This window comes from Pseudomonas salicis, assembly GCF_057128705.1.
The window spans coordinates 771,124-788,018 of the sequence record NZ_JBSKHU010000003.1; the positions used below are offsets into that span (position 1 = coordinate 771,124).

The following is a 16,895-nucleotide window of genomic DNA, read 5'->3' on the forward strand; positions in this document are numbered from 1 at the left end:
ATGTCGAACGCAGCATACGTACCGCCCAAGGTCTGGAAAAACGATGCGGAATCCGGTGGTCAGTTCTCCAAGATCAACCGTCCGGTGGCCGGTCCGACCCACGAGAAAGTCCTGCCCGTCGGCAAGCACGCGCTGCAACTGTATTCGCTGGCGACCCCCAACGGGGTGAAAGTCACCATCATGCTCGAAGAGCTGTTGGCGCTGGGCAAGACCGATGCCGAATACGACGCGTGGCTGATCCGCATTGGGGAGGGCGACCAGTTCTCCAGCGGTTTCGTCGACATCAACCCGAATTCCAAGATCCCGGCTTTGCTGGACCGCAGCGTCGAGCCGCCGGTGCGCGTGTTCGAGTCCGGCTCGATCCTGCTCTACCTGGCGGAGAAGTTTGGTGCGTTGCTGCCCACCGATCCGGCGGGCCGTACCGAAACCCTGAACTGGCTGTTCTGGCAGATGGGCGCAGCGCCTTATCTGGGCGGCGGGTTTGGGCATTTCTATGTGTACGCCCCGGAAAAGATCGAATACGCCATTAACCGCTTCACCATGGAAGCCAAACGTCAGCTCGACGTGCTCGACCGGCGTCTCGCTGAAAGCCCGTACCTGGGCGGCAAGGACTACAGCATCGCTGACATCGCGGTGTGGTCATGGTACGGCCAGCTGGTGCGCGGCACCGTGTACAACTCCGCCGAATTCCTCGACGCCGAGAGCTATACCCACATCCAGCGCTGGGCCGAAACCATAGCCAACCGCCCGGCCGTCGTGCGCGGCCTGCGGGTCAACCGCACGTGGGGCGACGAAGACAAACAAGTGCCGGAGCGGCATTCGGCGGCGGATCTGGACTGATTCTCCCCCGATCATTGTGTGAAGAGTGACCTGTGGGAGTGATCAAGCTCGCTCCCACAGAAAAGGAATTTCTGGAAGATGATCAAAGTCACCCCATTCCCCCAAGGCATCGACACGCCCATCACCAGCAGCGCGATCTTCATGGTTGCTACCCTCGCGCCGGGCGACGACGCCATTGAAACCGCCCGGGCCTGGTGCGCTGACATCGCGGGACTGGTCCGCGCGGTCGGCAAACGCGTGCCCGACGGCAATCTGTCCTGCATTTGCGGCTTCAGCTTCAACGCCTGGGATTCGCTGTTCGGCACCACGCGTCCGGCAGCACTGCACAACTTCCGCGAGTTCGGCCCGCCGGAGCGCCGCGCGGTGGCCACGCCGGGCGACATTCTGATGCACATCCGCGCCGATCGCATGGACCTGTGTTTCGAACTGGCGACCCAACTCCTCGAACCCTTGGGTGATGCAGTGACCGTCGTCGAAGAAGTCCACGGTTTCCGCAACTTCGACATGCGCAGCATCATCGGCTTCGTCGACGGCACGGAAAACCCGGAAGGCAAGCGCGCGGCAGAAGCGACCATCGTCGGTGATGAAGACCCAGCGTTCGCGGGCGGCAGTTACGTGATCGTGCAGAAATACCTGCACGACATGACGGCTTGGAACCGGTTGACCGTCGAGCAACAGGAATTGGTCATCGGTCGCAAGAAGCTGTCGGACATCGAACTGGGCGATGACGTGAAACCGACCAACTCGCACAGTGCGTTGACCGTCATCGAGAAAGACGGCAAAGAGGTGAAAGTCCTGCGCCACAACATGCCGTTCGGGCGCCCAGGATCGGGTGAGTTCGGCACCTATTTCATCGGCTACGCACGCTCGCCCGAACCGCTGGAGCAGATGCTGGAAAACATGTTCGTCGGCCGCCCTGCAGGGAATTACGACCGGCTGCTGGATTTCAGCAAGGCCGTGAGCGGTGCGCTGTTCTTCGTGCCGTCGACGGATTTTATCGAAGCCTTGGGCGACTGATCCATGCTGCCGCCGAGCCGGACTGTCGGCGCAAGCGCTGCCAGCCTGAACGCGCTCCGGCTGGATAATCGCGAACCCTGTGGGAGCGAATTCATTCGCGATGCAATCATACAACCGACAAACACGTGTCGGATGTACCGGCCTCTCGCGAATGAATTCGCTCCCACAGGGGGAATGGATTGTCACCCTTGCGACGTGCCAGATTGTGAGACCAACGATTGGCTGCTGCAGCGCGGCGTACCGGCGGTGGCGACTGTGAGGCCGCGCCGCCGGCAAGTCGGAGTGCTACAGGAACACGCGGCTCAATATGTCCAGGTCACCGACGCGGTCACGTTGCGTGGGGCGCCGTAGTTAGCGCTGGTGGCGCTGTCGTACAGCGACATCAGGTATTTGCGGTCGGTGACGTTGTTGAGGTTGACCGACGTGCTCCAGTGCTCGTCGATGTCGTAACTGCTCATCAGGTCCACCAGGGCGTAGGCGTTCTGGCGTACCTCGCTGTTGGTGTCGCTTTGCACAGCGCTCTGCCAACTGACCCGCGTGCCCACCTTGGCTTTTGGCAGGCCCGGCAGGCGATACGTCGCCATGCCTCGGAAGCTGTGAGTCGGCACGAATTTGCGGGCGCGGTCGTCGTTATCGTCGTCGATGCGCACGTAGGTGTAGCCGCCCAACACTTCCAGGCCCGGCATCGCTTCGCCCGACGCCTGCAGCTCGACGCCGTGGCTCTTGTAATCCATCGGGTCGTAGACGAAGCGGCTGCCCTGATACTGCCCGTTGCCCGCAACGTTTTCCTGCTTGGTCTTGAACAGCGCGGCCGTCAGGTTGAGGCCGCTGTCCAGACTGCCCTTGATGCCGATTTCCTTGCTGGTGCCTTCCAGCGGGTCGAGCATGCTGCCGTCCGAACTGACCTTGTATTGCGGCGCGTAAATCTTGGTCCAGCTGCCGTACACGCTCCACTGATCGTTGAGGTCGTACACCAGGCCGGAATACGGCGTGACCTTGCCGTGCTCGCGGGTGTAATGGTCAGCGCCGTAATCCAGGCCACTGCCATCGGCGCTGAGCATCCGCGCACCGACGATCCAGTGCAGGTCATCCATCAGGCTGAAACGCGTACCGGCGTAGAGACTCTTCTGGGTGTCCCGGAAATTCTGGTTGTTGGTGTCGAAGGTGTAATCCAGTGACGGACGGGTGAGCGCGCCGGCCAGCGCGCTGGAGAACGGCACGTCGTAATAGCCGTTGGCGTCGATGTCATGCTCGTTGGCCTTCAAATGCGTGCGGCCGTAGTTGGCGCCGACGGTCAGGTCATGGTCGCGGCCAAACAGGGTGAAAGGACCGGACAGCTGAGCCTCGCCGATCACCTGATCGGTCTTGCTGGTGATGTGGGTCGCATAAGCCGACGCGTCGTCGCCCGTGACGCTGGCGATGTAGAACATGTCGGTGTCCTGATACTGGCGGATGCCGGTGACGGACAGCTTGCTGTTCCAGCCATTGCCGAAGTCATGTTTCAGCTCGGCGAAAGTGCGCTGGGTGTGCACGTTCCAGTAGGTCCACGGCTGGCCGACGTTGGAACTCCGGCTGCCGTAATGGATCGGGTTGCCGTCCGAATCCGACAGCGGCAGGTTGCCCCAACTGCTGCCGTTCGAATCGCTGTTGTGCTGGGAGAAACCGACGGTCAGGGTATCGGCGTCCGTCAGGTCGAAGTCCATCAGACCAGCCGCGACGTTGATTTCGTGGCTGTAGCGGTCCAGGTAGGAGTTGCCCTTGTCGTGGGCGTAAATGAAGCGGCCGCGCACGTTGCCGCTGTCGGTCAGCGGACCGGACACGTCCACGTCCAGACGGCGGTTGTCCCAGGCGCCGACGCTGGTGCTGATCTTCGCATGCACGTCTTTCGTCGGACGCTTGCGCACGAAGTTGACCGTCGCTGACGGGTTGCCGCTGCCGCTCATCAGGCCGTTGGCGCCGTGCAATACGTCGATTTGCTCGTACTCGGCCAGGTCCTGATCGCCCACCAGCAGGTCGCCAGTAAAAGGCATGCCCATCCCGTCGTATTCGAAGGTGTTGATGTTGAAGCCCCGGGACGTGAACTCGGTGCGGTCGGTCTCGATCTGCTCGACCGTGACGGAGGGCGCCGAACGCAACGCGCTCTTGACGCTGTTCATACGGAAATCGTCGATCTGGTCGCGGGTCACGGTGGTCACCGCTTGCGGCGTTTCCTTGTCCGACAGCCCCAGACGCGTGGTACTGGTGGCCGTCTTCCCCTGATAACCCTGACTTTGCTCGTCGGCTTGGGCGACGCCGTTGCTCTGGATTTGCGTGGAGGGGAGGGTGATTTCATCAGCGGCGTGGGTGAGGGGCATGGCGCTGCAAGCGCCAGCGAACAACAGGCTGGCAGGGAGGCGGGCTTTCAAGATCGATTTCCTGGGTGGTTGAGCAGAGAGGTAATTGTCAATCAGTCGCAAATGAGAAATATACACAAATGGTAACGGATTTTTTACAATTTTTTCACATCTCGCAACATTCCCTGATCGGGCCGACGTTCACCCGCTACGCCGACCGCACGAGACTTCCGGCGCAAAACCCGGATAATGGCCGCCATTCCGTTTTTCGCTTCTGGTAAACCCCCATGGAAATCAAGGTCAACTTTCTCGACAACCTCCGCTTGGAGGCCAAGTTCGACGACTTCACGGTGATCGCCGACCAGCCCATTCGCTATAAGGGCGATGGCTCGGCGCCGGGTCCGTTCGATTACTTCCTGGCGTCGTCGGCCCTGTGTGCGGCGTATTTCGTGAAGCTGTACTGCCAGACGCGCAACATCCCGACGGACAACATCCGCCTCTCGCAGAACAACATCGTTGACCCGGAAAACCGCTACAACCAGATCTTCAAGATTCAGGTCGAGTTGCCCGCCGACATTTCGGAAAAAGATCGCCTCGGCATCCTGCGCTCCATCGACCGTTGCACCGTGAAAAAAGTGGTGCAGGCCGGGCCCGAGTTCGTGATTGAAGAAGTCGAAAATCTCGACGCCGACGCCCAGGCCCTTCTGATGCCGGCGTCCCTGTCCGGCGAAAGCACCTTCATTGCGGGCAAGGACCTGCCGCTGGAAGAGACCATCGCCAACATGTCGGGCATCCTCGCGGCGCTGGGCATGAAGATCGAGATCGCTTCGTGGCGCAATATCGTGCCCAACGTCTGGTCGCTGCACATCCGCGACGCTCACTCCCAGATGTGCTTCACCAACGGCAAGGGCGCGACCAAAGAGGGCGCACTGGCCTCGGCGCTGGGCGAATTCATCGAGCGCCTGAATTGCAATTTCTTCTACAACGACCAGTTCTGGGGCGAGGACATCGCCACCGCCGACTTCGTGCATTACCCGAACGAGCGCTGGTTCAAGCCCGGCCCGGACGACGCGCTCCCGAGCGAAGTGCTGGACGACTACTGCCTGAAAATCTACAACCGCGACGGCGAGTTGCGCGGCTCGCACCTGTACGACACCAACTCCGGCAACACCCAGCGCGGCATTGTCTCGCTGCCGTTCGTGCGCCAGTCGGATGGCGAAACCGTGTACTTCCCGTCCAACCTGATCGAGAACCTGTACCTCAGCAACGGCATGAGCGCGGGCAACACGCTGGCGGAAGCTCAGGTGCAGTGCCTGTCGGAGATCTTCGAGCGGGCGGTGAAGCGCGAAATCCTCGAAGGCGAACTCGCGCTGCCGGACGTGCCGCACGAGGTTATCGCCAAGTATCCCGGCATCCTTGCGGGCATTCGGGGGCTGGAAGAGCAGGGTTTCCCGGTGCTGGTGAAAGATGCCTCGCTGGGCGGCGAATTCCCGGTCATGTGCGTGACCCTGATGAACCCGCGCACCGGCGGTGTATTCGCCTCGTTCGGCGCTCACCCAAGCTTTGAAATCGCCCTGGAGCGCAGCCTCACCGAGCTGCTGCAAGGCCGCAGTTTCGAAGGCCTCAACGACCTGCCGCAACCGACCTTCGAAGGCCAGGCAGTGATCGAACCGAACAACTTCGTCGAGCACTTCATCGACTCCAGCGGGGTGGTGTCGTGGCGTTTCTTCAGCGCGAAAGCCGATTACGAATTCGTCGAGTGGGATTTCTCTTCCGAGGGTGAGCACGCCAACGCCGAAGAGGCCGCGACCCTGTTCGGCATCCTCGAAGACATGGGCAAGGAAGCCTACATGGCGGTCTACGACGACCTCGGCGCGACGGCCTGCCGCATCCTGGTGCCGGACTATTCCGAGATCTATCCGATCGAAGACCTGATCTGGGACAACACCAACAAGGCGCTGGCCTTCCGCGCCGACATCCTCAACCTGCACAGCCTGAGCAAAGTCGGCCTGAGAAGCCTCGCCCAACGTCTGGAAGACAGCGAACTGGATGACTATACCGACATCACCACGCTGATCGGCATCGAGTTCGACGACAACACCGACTGGGGCCAACTGACCATTCTCGAACTGAGACTGCTCATCTACCTCGCCCTGCAGAAGTACGAAAAAGCCAAAGATCTGGTCGAAGCCTTCCTGCAATACAACGACAACACCGTCGAACGCGGCCTGTTCTATCAGGCGGTCAACGTGGTGCTGGAAATGGAACTCGACGACGACCTGGAACTGGCCGACTACGAAGTCAACTTCCGCCGCATGTTCGGCAACGAACGCATGGACGCGGCGATCGGTTCGGTGAACGGCAGCGTCCGCTTCCACGGCCTGACGCCGACGAGCATGAAGCTTGAAGGCCTGGACAAACACCTGCGCTTGATCGAGAGCTATAAAAAGCTGCACGCGGCGCGAGCGATGGCAGCTCGATAAACGGAAGAACGCGTCATTGAAAAAGCACCTGAGGGTGCTTTTTTTATAGGCGCTGTGGCCAGGCGAACACGGCACTGGAGCAAAAGGCTCAGGACTTGCCAGGGATGCCGTATTTGCGCAGTCGCATGGAGATCGAGGTGTGCGAGGTCTTCAGCCGCGCCGCCAGCAGTCGGCTGGAAGGGTGGCTGGGGTAAAGCTGTTCCAGCAGGTCTTTCTCGAAGCGGGCAACCGCGTCCTCCAGGCTGCCTATCTCGCGGGTTTGCTGCCCATCCACGGCCGTGCGCGCGATGTCCAGGTCGTCGAGGTCCACCCTGGGATGTTCACAAATGGCCGCGGCGCGAAAGATCACGTTTTGCAATTGCCGGACGTTCCCCGGCCATCGGTTGTCGAGCAAGGCGGGAAACGTGCTGGGGGCCAGCCGGCAAACCGGACGCTGAATCTGCGCGCAGGCTTGCTGCATGAAGTGCTCTGCCATCAGCAGGATGTCCTGGCCACGCTCGCGCAGTGGCGGCACGTGCAGGTTGAGCACGTTGAGGCGATAAAACAGGTCTTCACGAAAGTGACCATCGCTGACCATGTTTTCCAGATTGCGGTGGGTCGCGCTGAGGATTCGCACGTTGACCCTGATCTCCAGGTCACCGCCGACGCGACGGAAGCACCCATCGCTCAGAAAACGCAGGAGTTTGGCCTGAAGATAGGGTGACATTTCTCCGACTTCGTCCAGAAACACCGTGCCTTGATCCGCCAGCTCCAGCAGCCCGAGCTTGCCGCCCCGTTGCGCGCCGGTGAAGGCGCCAGCGGCGTACCCGAACAGCTCACTCTCGGCAAGGCTTTCCGGCAGCGCTGCGCAGTTCAACGGCAAGAAGGGCGCCTCACGCCGTTTGCTGATCGCGTGGCAGGCGCGGGCGACCAACTCTTTGCCGGTGCCGGTCTCGCCTTGAATCAGCAGAGGCGCATCGAGCCCTCCCACGCGATGCGCTCGCGCCTTGAGCTTTTGAATGGCTTGGGAAGCACCCAAAATCGCGTCGAACCCACCGGCAGGGTCATGGCGCAGCGCCGACAGCCGCTCGCCGATTCGGCTTGGCGGGTAGAGGGTGATCAGGGCGCCCGCCGCATTGATCGGCATGGCGTCGAGCAGCAGGGTTCGCCCTCCAAGGCTGACTTCTCGCATCGGCAAGCGAAAGGCGTGGCTGACCAACGTGTGCAGCACGTCGTCATCAAACACCTGGGCGAGCGACTCGCCGGCCGGTTCGCGTCCGCACAAAGCTATCAGCGCAGGGTTGGCCAGCAAGACATGCCCGCGCTGATCCACCGCCAACACCGGGTCGGAGCTGGCAGATAACAACGCATCGAGCTGCAGGTGTCGGCGCTGGCCCGGAAGGATGTCGACCACCGTCACCGATTGCACGCCTTTCACGCCGAGAAATGCGCCGCGCAACTCCTCCAGCACCTCAGCGCCGAGCGTTGGCGCATCGATGTAGACGTGGGGGGGAACCATCTCCACGGCCTCCAGATTGAAGCGGCGCCCACCCAGCAGGGCGAGGACTTCCTGAGTGATGCCGACGCGGTCGATGAAGGTCACGTGAATGCGCATGAAGGCCCTGAGAAACGTGTGTCTGGTCGAGTGAACAGGGCGGTCGCTGGTCCATCTGCGTAGCTCACCCGAAGGCTCTGCCCAGCGACGGAACGCCGGACAGGCCGCCCGTGGTACTCACCCCGACGTCAAAACTCGTTGACAGGGCAGACAATAGCCTATATTTGTACTGGTACATAATAAATGTTGTACCACGAACCTTGATACTGTTGGAGCGAACATGACTATTCCACTCGAGACCCATTTGAAGATCGGCGCCCTGATCTTTCCCGGCATGGATCAATGCGATTTCACCGGCCCCTTCGAAGCGTTGGCACGTACCCCGAACTCGACGTTCTTCACCATCTGGAAGGACAAAGAGCCGGTCCGTGATCTGGCCGGGATGCTGTTGCTGGCCGATACGACCCTGGACGAGGCGCCACAGCTCGACGTGCTGCTGGTGCCGGGCGGCTATGGCCAGCAAGCCCTGATGCATGATGAGGTCGTGCTTTCTTTCATCCGTCAGCAAGCCGCAAACGCGAAGTATGTGTTCTCGGTGTGCACCGGAGCACTCTTGTGTGGCGGGGCTGGCTTGCTCAAGGGCAAGCGCGCGACGACCCATTGGACAGCCATGGAAACGCTGCCCTTTTTCGGTGCCATCCCCAGCGATGAGCGCGTCGTGATCGACGGCAAGTTCGTCAGCGCTGGCGGCGTGACGTCCGGGATCGATGGGTCGCTGGTACTGGTTTCACTGCTGCGCGGGGAGACGGTCGCCCAAGAGTTGCAACTCTACATGGCCTACGACCCGGAACCGCCTTTCCAGGCCGGTTCGCCGAAAAGCGCGCCTGCGTCGATTTTGCGCACAGTGACGGAACGCGCGGCCAACATCACGGCCCAGCGCCTTGAAACCGCACGTGCTTATCACGCCAGCCAAACGTTGGCCCGCGCTTGAGTCTGCCGGATCAGTCCGCTTTTCCAGCGTGACACGGGACGATCGATGATGGCTCGCAATGGGCCGTCATCGATCGTCCCAGTCGGGTTCTGTCGGCGTCAGACTCAGGCCGACAGCGTCGTGGTCACGGCGTGACGGGCGGCGACGAGCGCCTCCACGAACACGCTGCTTTGTTGCGGTGTCATTCTCGATGATGTGATTCGAATGCCGGACTGGGGTGTCACGCAGAAGTCACGCCCCGTGCGCACCAGCCAGCCCGCATCGAACAGACGTTCGGCGACTGCACGCTCGTCGGGGATGGGCAACCACAGATTGAGTCCGGCGCCGCCTGCCACGTTGAACCCTTTCTTTTTCAGCATCGTCACCAGGGCCGTATGGCGCTCGACATACGTTGCGCCACCGGCGGCTATTTTTCGGCGGATGGCAGGGCTGATGAGCAGCTCAAGCGCCAGGCGCTGCAAAAAGGTGCTGACCCACCCCATGCCGACGGCCTGTCTGTTTTCGAGGCTCTCGATGGTCCGGGTGTCTCCCGTCGATACCGCCAGTCGATAATCAGGGCCCAGGAATTTGGACAGCGACCTGACAACCAGCCAAGGCCCGTTCTCCCGGATATGCCATGGATGGTAATCGGCCAATTGGAGCAGGCTGGAATGATCGTCATCAATGAACAGCACGTCATCGGCATGGGCGGCAATGTCCGCCAGCGCCCGTGCGCGCTCTTTCGACGTCGAAATACCGGTGGGATTTTGCGCGCGGCTGCTGAATAGCACCGCCTTCACGCCCGCGTCCACTGCCGCTTGCAGGCTAGCGGGCACGATCCCGTGATCATCGAACGCAAGGGGTACCAGGTCAAAGCCCATAAGGCGGGTCAACGCCAGCAGGCTCATGTAGCCAGGATCCTCCACGGCCACTTTGTCACCTGCAGTGAGCCCGCTCGCTTCAAGCGCGCGCTCGATCAGATCCAGCGCGCCTGCGGAGACAAAAATGCTTCTGTCCACGGGCACGTTGTCCGCCAGGAAGCCCTCTTTTGCCCATTTGACGAACCCCGCGTTGTTTCGCTGCTCGCCATACAAATGGTTGTCGAGGCTCATGCGGGAAAATGCGTCGCGAATGTCGTGGTCATCGGGAAGAAACGCGATGTCCGGATTGCCATCACGCACCGACATCATCTGGGGCAGGCCGACATCGGCGGAAGGCGCCGACGACGAGGGGTTGGCCACGATCGAACCCCGTCTGCCATCGGACACCACCAGCCCCGTCGCCTGTAGCTGTCGGTAGGCAACCACCACGGTGTTCTTGTTGACACCCAGGTCCGCCGCGAGGTTACGCACCGTTGGAAGGCTTTCACCCGGCTTGAGGCGGTCTTCGAGAATGGCCTGCTCGATGGCGCGGCGTATGGATTCTGCCTTGCCTTCAGCAATTTCATGGGGTTGCAACGTGAACATAATCATCCTCAACGGTCTTGGCGACCTGGCCGTGGGTGCGTGAGGGCCATGCCGCGTCCGGCCGGCGCCGGTACAGGGAGACATACTTTAGCTCGAACCGGGACAAACCTGCACCTTCGCCTGGATGTTGCACATGCGCAGGGCCGAAATGCTAGGACATACGCCGGGACATGGGGCTTTTGTACCGGATGCGCGGCCTCATCAACACCTTTCACCTCATGTTTTTGATTGACGGTCACCCCTCGTCGTTATAGATTCAACTGGTACAAAAAAAGTAACGTACCAGTGCATGGCGTTTTTCGAACGCTTTGTCTAGGTGCGGCATCCTGCTCCTGACATAGGAATCCTATCGTGCCCCTAAGTCTGCGTGACCCCATAGCACTGACGCGACACCTGGTCTGCACCAACACCATCAACCCTCCTGGCAATGAAGGCCCCCTCGTCGAAGAGTTGGAGCGGGCACTGAAAACGTTGGGGTTGACCACGCTGGTCCAGTCGATCGCCCCAGGACGGGCCAACCTCTTGGCATGGAACCCTTCGGCGGACGGGTCGAGGTTATGTTTCACAGGTCATCTCGACACCGTCCCACTGGGCGCGGCTCCGTGGGTTCAGGCGCCGTTGGGCGGGGAGGTGATCGGTGATCGCCTCTACGGGCGCGGCGCTTCGGACATGAAAGGGGGCATCGCGGCTTTTCTTTGCGCGTTGCACACCTTCGCGACGCGGTTTGGGTCTTTGCCTCCGGTGTTGGTTGTACTGACCGCAGGTGAGGAAACGGGGTGTGAAGGCGCCAAGCGCCTGGCCGAGCTTGATCTGTCCGGTCTGGACGTGGGCGCGTTGCTCATTGGAGAGCCGACCGCGAATCAATGTGTCGTCGGGCACAAAGGCGCGCTCTGGCTGACGGGACAGGCCACGGGGAAGACAGCGCACGGTGCCATGCCCGAGCTTGGCGATAACGCCATCTACCATGCGGTCGATGCCATCCAGGAGCTGCGGCAATTTGATTTCTGCGCCCCGGTCGATCCGTTGCTGGGCAGTCCCACCTTAAACATCGGCACGATCACCGGAGGCATGAACGTTAACTCAGTGCCCGACACATCAGCGTTCACGATCGACATCCGCACCGTGTGCGGGCTTTCCCACAGGGAGCTGTGCGGCAGGGTGGGCGACCATATCGGCGGCAACGTGAAGTTGTCAGCGACAGTGGATGTACCCGCCCTGTCGAACGATCTCGCCAACCCGTGGATCCGGCAGGTCACAGAATCCGTCGCGTTTGTTACCGGTGAGCAGTCAGCCGTGCGGACGGTGGCGTTCTTCACGGATGGTCCGGTACTCCGGGAATTGTTTGGCGAAGTGCCGGCGATCGTCATCGGTCCCGGAGAGCCTTCTTGCGCTCATCAGACGGACGAGTGGTGCAGCGTCAGACGCGTTCATGAATGCGTCGATATTTATTCCCGGCTCCTGGAGGATTGGCAATCATGAATGCGCTCAAACAACTTTCCGTCCCGCCGCTGCACACGGTTGAAAAAGCGTTGGCGATTGAATCCTTCGAACGCTGCATGGCCGCAAAAAACCGAATGCTGGTCACGCTGAGTGCCGTTTTTTTCACCTACTATTTCGCGTTCATTGTCGGAGCAGGGTGGTTTCGCGACATTTATGTATTGCCGTTGATGGGTGGGGTCAATGTGGGGACTGCGTTTGCGGTGTCGCAGTATTTCTTCGTTGCGGGCCTTGCCCTGATCTATGCGTATCGGATGAAAGCCATTGATATTCAAATAACAACGTTTTCCGACGCCTGGAGAAAAGTCCATGAACACTGTTAAGCGCTGCGTCGCGGGGTGTATCGCGATGTTCGCGACGGCCTCTTCCCAGGCGGCAGATCTGGTGCCGCAAGCCCACAAACCCTACGCCTTGGCGGCGTTTGTGGCGATCATTCTGATGACGTTGGTCATCACCGGATTGGCTTCGAAAAAGGGCAAGAGCACGCGTGACTTCTATACCGCGGGGGGCGGCATATCCGGGGTCAAGAATGGCTTCGCCATCGCCGGGGATTATCTGTCTGCCGCCGCGTTTCTGGGCGTGTCGGGGCTGATCGCGCTGTATGGTTACGACGGCATTCTTTACCTGATCGGTTTTTTCGTCGCGCTGATGCCTGTGCTGTTGTTCGTGGCCGAGCCCTGCCGAAACCTCGGTCGCTACACGTTTGGCGATGTGCTCGCGTATCGCTATGACTTTCGGACGTCCAAGATTCTCGCAGCGACATCGAGTGTCGTCATCGTCATCGCCTATATGATTCCGCAAATCGTCGGCGGCGCCGTTCTGCTCTATGCGCTGTTGGGCATCAAGTACGAAGTGTCGGTCGTGGTGGTCGGCCTATTAATGCTCACCTACGTGACGTTTGGCGGCATGACGGCCACCACCTGGGTGCAAATCATCAAGGCGGGCTTGCTACTGACGGCGTGTGCAGGTTTGGCCGTGCTCGCACTGATTCCCTTTCATCTTGATATTGCGGCGTTCTTTTCGTCGCTCATCCATCAAGCCGCCCTGTATGACTATCTTTCCCATGGCCGTGCATTGGCGTCCGGTGAAGACCCCACGTTGGTGACGAAAACCTTTTTCGAGCCGGGCCTGTATTTGAAGAACCCGCTGGAGCAAGTGTCGTTAGGCCTGGGACTGACCTTGGGCACGGCGGCCTTGCCTCATATTCTCATGCGTTTCTTCACAGTGAAGGATGCTCAAACGGCGCGTAAGTCAGTGTTGTGGGCCATGCTCGCCATCGGCACTTGCCACTTGCTGATCATTTTCCTGGGTTTCGCGGCGGCTTATTACGTGGGCAGTTCGACGATTGTCGCGGGTGATAAAGGTGGCAACCTGGCTGCGCCTTTATTGGCCCAGCTGTTGGGCGGAGGGGCAGACACTGTATCCGGCAATGTGCTGCTGGGTCTGGTGGCTGCCGTTGCGTTCGCCACGATCGTGGCGGTGGTCGCGGGGTTGACCCTTGCCGCGGCGTCGTCACTGGCCCACGACGTGTACGTGGGCGCCATCAAGAAGGGCGTGGCGTCGGACCGCCAGCAGATGCTGGCCGGGAAACTGGCCGCCATTCTGGTGGGCGCCGTGGCCATTTCTGCAAGTCTGATGGCCAAAGGGCAAAACGTCGCCCAGTTGGTAGGGCTCGCCTACGCCATCGCAGCTTCGGCCAATCTCCCGGCATTGATCGGCACCTTGTACTGGAAACGCTGCAATGTCTTCGGTGTGGTGTGCGGCGTCATCGGCGGGACACTGGCCGCGATCGTGGTAGTGCTTGTCTCGCCCAACATGCAATACCCGATGGCGATTCGCGCAGAGACCACCGTAACCATGACCCGTATCGCGACGGACATTCAAACGCTGGAAACCCGTCTTGATGCGCCAGGCCTGAACGATGAGTCAGTCAAGGCCTTGACCGCCGCACTCGCCAAGGCCCAGGCGAACCTCCAGACGAACAAAGATAAATACGACGCGACAGGCGCTGAAACCACCAGTCTGGTGGGGTTGGAGCAGCCATTGATCGGGTTGAAAAACCCTGGGGTGATTTCGATTCCGCTCGGCGCGATCTTTTTGATACTGGGCACTCTTCTCTACCGCAGACGCGTGGACGCCGATGAGAAATGGCGTGCCTTGGTGTTGCGCCGTGACAGCGGCATCGGCATGGAAGACGCGATCAGCCACTGACGCTGAATGCTGGACTCAAAGTGACAGTGTGAAGCGCCTTTCCCTTCCGGGCTCCCCGTGAAGGGCAAGGCGGTCGCGGCCGAAACCACACCGCGCCAGCACCTTCTGCGACCCTCGATTTTCCTCGAACACATACGCCACCAACCCGGTCAGCCCCCAGCGGCTGTGCGCCTGTTGAATGAGATGCCTGAGCGCTTGGGTGGCCAAGCCCTTTCCGGCAGCCGTTTCCGCGATTCGATAGCCCACTTCCGCGGTTCCAGTCTGCGCATCGATGTGCTTCAAATTGGCCCTGCCCACGATGCGCCCGCCAGCATCTTCGATGACGCACGGATGCCATGTACCCAAGGCGAGCTCGGACAGGCAACTGTGAATGTGATCGTCCACACCTTGCGGTGAGTAGAACGATGCGGGGCGGGGGTCGATGTGGGATTCGAACCAGGCACGGTTCTCGGTTTCGAACGCGAGCAGCGCTTCAGCGTCAGTGCCTCGCAGGTCGCGAATGTGAACAGTGTCAGGGAGAGACGGGGTGGGCATGGGCACGGTCCTTGTGTCGAGACCGCCGATGATGCCGGTAACACACCAGGAGGGCAATTAGCGCAGCTTGTAGCAGCATTGCAGTGGCAGCCGGAGATCGACTGCCACGAGGTTTGATGTCAGCTTCGCAAGTCGGTGTTTTTGTCTTCGCAGGACACTTTCGGCTTGTCGACCGGCCGGAATTCGCCCTTCACGGCGAGTTTGTTGAAATGGCTGCCCAGTTCGTCTTCGATTTTACGGATGGCAGAGGTGTCATTCAGGTCATCGACCACCAGCCACAGGCGCGGCAGGTTCTGGAAGAACGCCTCGTCGATTTCCACGTCCTGGGTCAGCTCGCGGTCGGCGCGCCAGAGGCATTCGCGTTGCGAGATGGCAGGGTCCTGGGGCCAGGTTTCGGACGTGGTGAGCCAGATTTCGTAGAAATCCTTCAGCTCTTCTCGGCCCATTTTTTCCAGTTTTTCCAGCGGAACGAATGTATTCACGGCGTCACCTGTCAGCGATTGAATTCCATGGCACGGCGTCGAGCCGGCGCCTGCCTCTCGCCGCTCAAGGGCGGAGGCCTACTCCTATAGGGCCAGGGTTTGCCGAGGGAGTTCCATCAATCGATGGGTCAGCGCAGATCGGCCCGCAGGTCGCGCACCCCACGGCCCAAGCGTTGGCGCAGCAGCGTGCGCAGGGTCGAACCGTCGGCATAGCCCACTTCGGTGGCGATGGCTTCAAGGTCGAGATCGCTGCCGTGAAGCAGCGTTTGCGCCCGTTCGACGCGCAGGTCTTGAAAGTAGGAGAGGGGGGATTTGCCCAGCACGTCTTCGCAGCGGCGTTGCAGCGTTCGGCGGCTGGTGGCCAGGGCTTTGGCAGCGGCGGGCAGCGAGAAGCCTTCTTTGAGGTGCTCGCGGGACCAGCGTTCGAACCGCAGGATCAGCGGGTCGGCCTGGGCCAGATGGTTGGGAATGATGTACGGCGCCTGCAGCGAGCGGATGTCCGCCAGGAGGTAGCGCGAGACCATCGCCGCCAGTTCCGGACTGGCCTGGCGAATCAGCCACAGCGCCAGGTCCAGATGCCCCAGGGCGGCCCCTGCGGTCACGCCGATGTCGGTCTGCACCAGCATGCGCGATTCGTCGAGGTGAACATTCGGGTAGCGCTGCCGGAACAACGGCGCGAGCCACCAGGTGGTGGTCGCTTCGCGCTGATCCAGCAGCCCGGTTTCCGCCACCAGAAACGTGCCGATGCAGGACGCGGCGATCTGCGCGCCTTCGGCGTGCCACTGTTTCAGATGGGCCTTGGCTTTTTTCACGTCGGGGCGTTGGAGGGCCGGGATCAACTGTTCGGGCGACCCGGTGGCCAGCGCCGGGAGAATCACCCAGTCCGGCTTGAGGTCAGGGGTGATCGGTTTGACGGGCACGATCAGCCCTTGAGCGGTCTGCACTTTTTTCCGGACGCCGAGAAGAGTGACGTCGAAAAACGGGCTGGCGCCTTTGGGCTGGGCGGCGGCGAACTTGTTGGCGAGGCGGAAGGCGTCGAGCAGCACTGACAGGCCGGTGTCGAACAGACCTTCCAACGCGACGATGGTCATGCGCATGGCGTAAATGATCCTGAAAATGGCATTCAGGACCATACTCGTTTGTCGCCGACGCCGCCATATTGGGACCTCCGAAACACACCGAAACCGATCAGGAGATCACCCATGAAAGTCTTGGCAGTTGCAGCGATCACCCGCCCACTCACCCCGGAAATGCGCCAGCAGATCATGCCCAGCGAAGTCCCGGCCACGCTTCAGCTCTACCTGGACGGCAAGATCGAGCAGTTCTGGTACCGGCAGGACAAACCGGGCGTCGTGTTCCTGATGAACGTCGAATCTGTCGAAGAGGCGAAAGCTGCCATCGAAGCCCTGCCGCTGACTGCGCAGGGGATTGCGTCCTACGAGTTCATGACCGTTGGCCCGCTCGCGCCGCTGCGGCTGTTGATTCAATAGCGACAGGCATCCCTTCCGACAGGTCGCTGCATCCCGGC

Annotated in this window: 14 protein-coding genes; 8 read left to right on the forward strand and 6 right to left on the reverse strand. The window is 60.9% G+C overall.

Annotation, left to right across the window (positions count from 1 at the left end; genetic code table 11):
• Together yghU and ACWKWE_RS14230 are read left to right on the forward strand one after the other, a co-directional pair.
• Nucleotides 1-840, forward strand: coding sequence for a glutathione-dependent disulfide-bond oxidoreductase (gene yghU, locus ACWKWE_RS14225; protein WP_166598454.1), 840 nt, complete (start codon nt 1-3; stop codon nt 838-840).
• A gap of 78 nt (nt 841-918) precedes the next feature.
• Nucleotides 919-1,857: a Dyp-type peroxidase gene (locus tag ACWKWE_RS14230; RefSeq protein WP_483850876.1), complete on the forward strand. Its 939-nt coding sequence runs from the start codon at nt 919-921 to the stop codon at nt 1,855-1,857.
• Nucleotides 1,858-2,159: 302 nt separating this feature from the next.
• Here ACWKWE_RS14230 and ACWKWE_RS14235 read toward each other — a convergent pair whose 3' ends face one another.
• Nucleotides 2,160-4,211 (reverse strand): TonB-dependent siderophore receptor, encoded by a 2,052-nt coding sequence (locus ACWKWE_RS14235; RefSeq protein ID WP_483850971.1) that lies wholly within the window; start codon nt 4,209-4,211, stop codon nt 2,160-2,162.
• Nucleotides 4,212-4,477: 266 nt separating this feature from the next.
• Between ACWKWE_RS14235 and ACWKWE_RS14240 the strand changes: the two genes are divergently transcribed.
• Entirely contained in the window at nt 4,478-6,673 is a 2,196-nt protein-coding gene (locus ACWKWE_RS14240) for an OsmC domain/YcaO domain-containing protein (protein WP_483850877.1), read from the forward strand.
• 88 nt (nt 6,674-6,761) lie between these two features.
• Here ACWKWE_RS14240 and ACWKWE_RS14245 read toward each other — a convergent pair whose 3' ends face one another.
• A complete protein-coding gene (locus ACWKWE_RS14245; RefSeq protein ID WP_483850878.1) occupies nt 6,762-8,267 on the reverse strand; it encodes a sigma 54-interacting transcriptional regulator in 1,506 nt (501 codons plus the stop codon).
• A 220-nt stretch (nt 8,268-8,487) separates the two neighbouring features.
• On the opposite strand from ACWKWE_RS14245, the gene ACWKWE_RS14250 reads away from it, so the two are divergent.
• Nucleotides 8,488-9,198 carry a DJ-1/PfpI family protein gene (locus ACWKWE_RS14250; protein WP_401142784.1) on the forward strand — a complete coding sequence of 237 codons (711 nt, stop codon included), beginning with the start codon at nt 8,488-8,490 and terminating at the stop codon, nt 9,196-9,198.
• Nucleotides 9,199-9,302: 104 nt separating this feature from the next.
• Here ACWKWE_RS14250 and ACWKWE_RS14255 read toward each other — a convergent pair whose 3' ends face one another.
• Nucleotides 9,303-10,643, reverse strand: a complete 1,341-nt coding sequence (locus ACWKWE_RS14255) for an aminotransferase class I/II-fold pyridoxal phosphate-dependent enzyme (RefSeq protein ID WP_483850879.1) — start codon at nt 10,641-10,643, stop codon at nt 9,303-9,305.
• Between the two features lie 351 nt (nt 10,644-10,994).
• Between ACWKWE_RS14255 and ACWKWE_RS14260 the strand changes: the two genes are divergently transcribed.
• From ACWKWE_RS14260 to ACWKWE_RS14270, 3 genes are read left to right on the forward strand one after another with little or no spacing between them, the layout of a single operon-like run.
• Nucleotides 10,995-12,122: a M20 family metallopeptidase gene (locus ACWKWE_RS14260; RefSeq protein ID WP_483850880.1), complete on the forward strand. Its 1,128-nt coding sequence runs from the start codon at nt 10,995-10,997 to the stop codon at nt 12,120-12,122.
• Nucleotides 12,119-12,463, forward strand: coding sequence for a DUF485 domain-containing protein (locus ACWKWE_RS14265; protein ID WP_483850881.1), 345 nt, complete (start codon nt 12,119-12,121; stop codon nt 12,461-12,463). The genes ACWKWE_RS14260 and ACWKWE_RS14265 overlap by 4 nt, the downstream gene beginning before the upstream one ends.
• Nucleotides 12,450-14,351 (forward strand): solute symporter family protein, encoded by a 1,902-nt coding sequence (locus ACWKWE_RS14270; protein WP_483850882.1) that lies wholly within the window; start codon nt 12,450-12,452, stop codon nt 14,349-14,351. Before ACWKWE_RS14265 ends, ACWKWE_RS14270 begins: the two co-directional genes overlap by 14 nt.
• Nucleotides 14,352-14,366: 15 nt before the next feature.
• Here the strand turns inward: ACWKWE_RS14270 and ACWKWE_RS14275 are convergent, their stop codons facing one another.
• The 3 genes from ACWKWE_RS14275 to ACWKWE_RS14285 form a co-directional block, all read right to left on the reverse strand.
• Complete coding sequence (locus tag ACWKWE_RS14275; protein WP_483850883.1) at nt 14,367-14,885, reverse strand: GNAT family N-acetyltransferase; 519 nt, start codon at nt 14,883-14,885, stop codon at nt 14,367-14,369.
• A gap of 119 nt (nt 14,886-15,004) precedes the next feature.
• On the reverse strand, nt 15,005-15,367 hold the full coding sequence (locus ACWKWE_RS14280) for a hypothetical protein (protein ID WP_483850884.1): 363 nt from the start codon (nt 15,365-15,367) through the stop codon (nt 15,005-15,007).
• 128 nt (nt 15,368-15,495) lie between these two features.
• A complete protein-coding gene (locus ACWKWE_RS14285) occupies nt 15,496-16,464 on the reverse strand; it encodes a GlxA family transcriptional regulator (RefSeq protein WP_483850885.1) in 969 nt (322 codons plus the stop codon).
• 105 nt (nt 16,465-16,569) lie between these two features.
• Here ACWKWE_RS14285 and ACWKWE_RS14290 point away from each other — a divergent pair, with 105 nt between their 5' ends.
• Nucleotides 16,570-16,857, forward strand: a complete 288-nt coding sequence (locus ACWKWE_RS14290; protein ID WP_483850886.1) for a hypothetical protein — start codon at nt 16,570-16,572, stop codon at nt 16,855-16,857.
• The last annotated feature ends 38 nt before the right edge of the window (nt 16,858-16,895 follow it).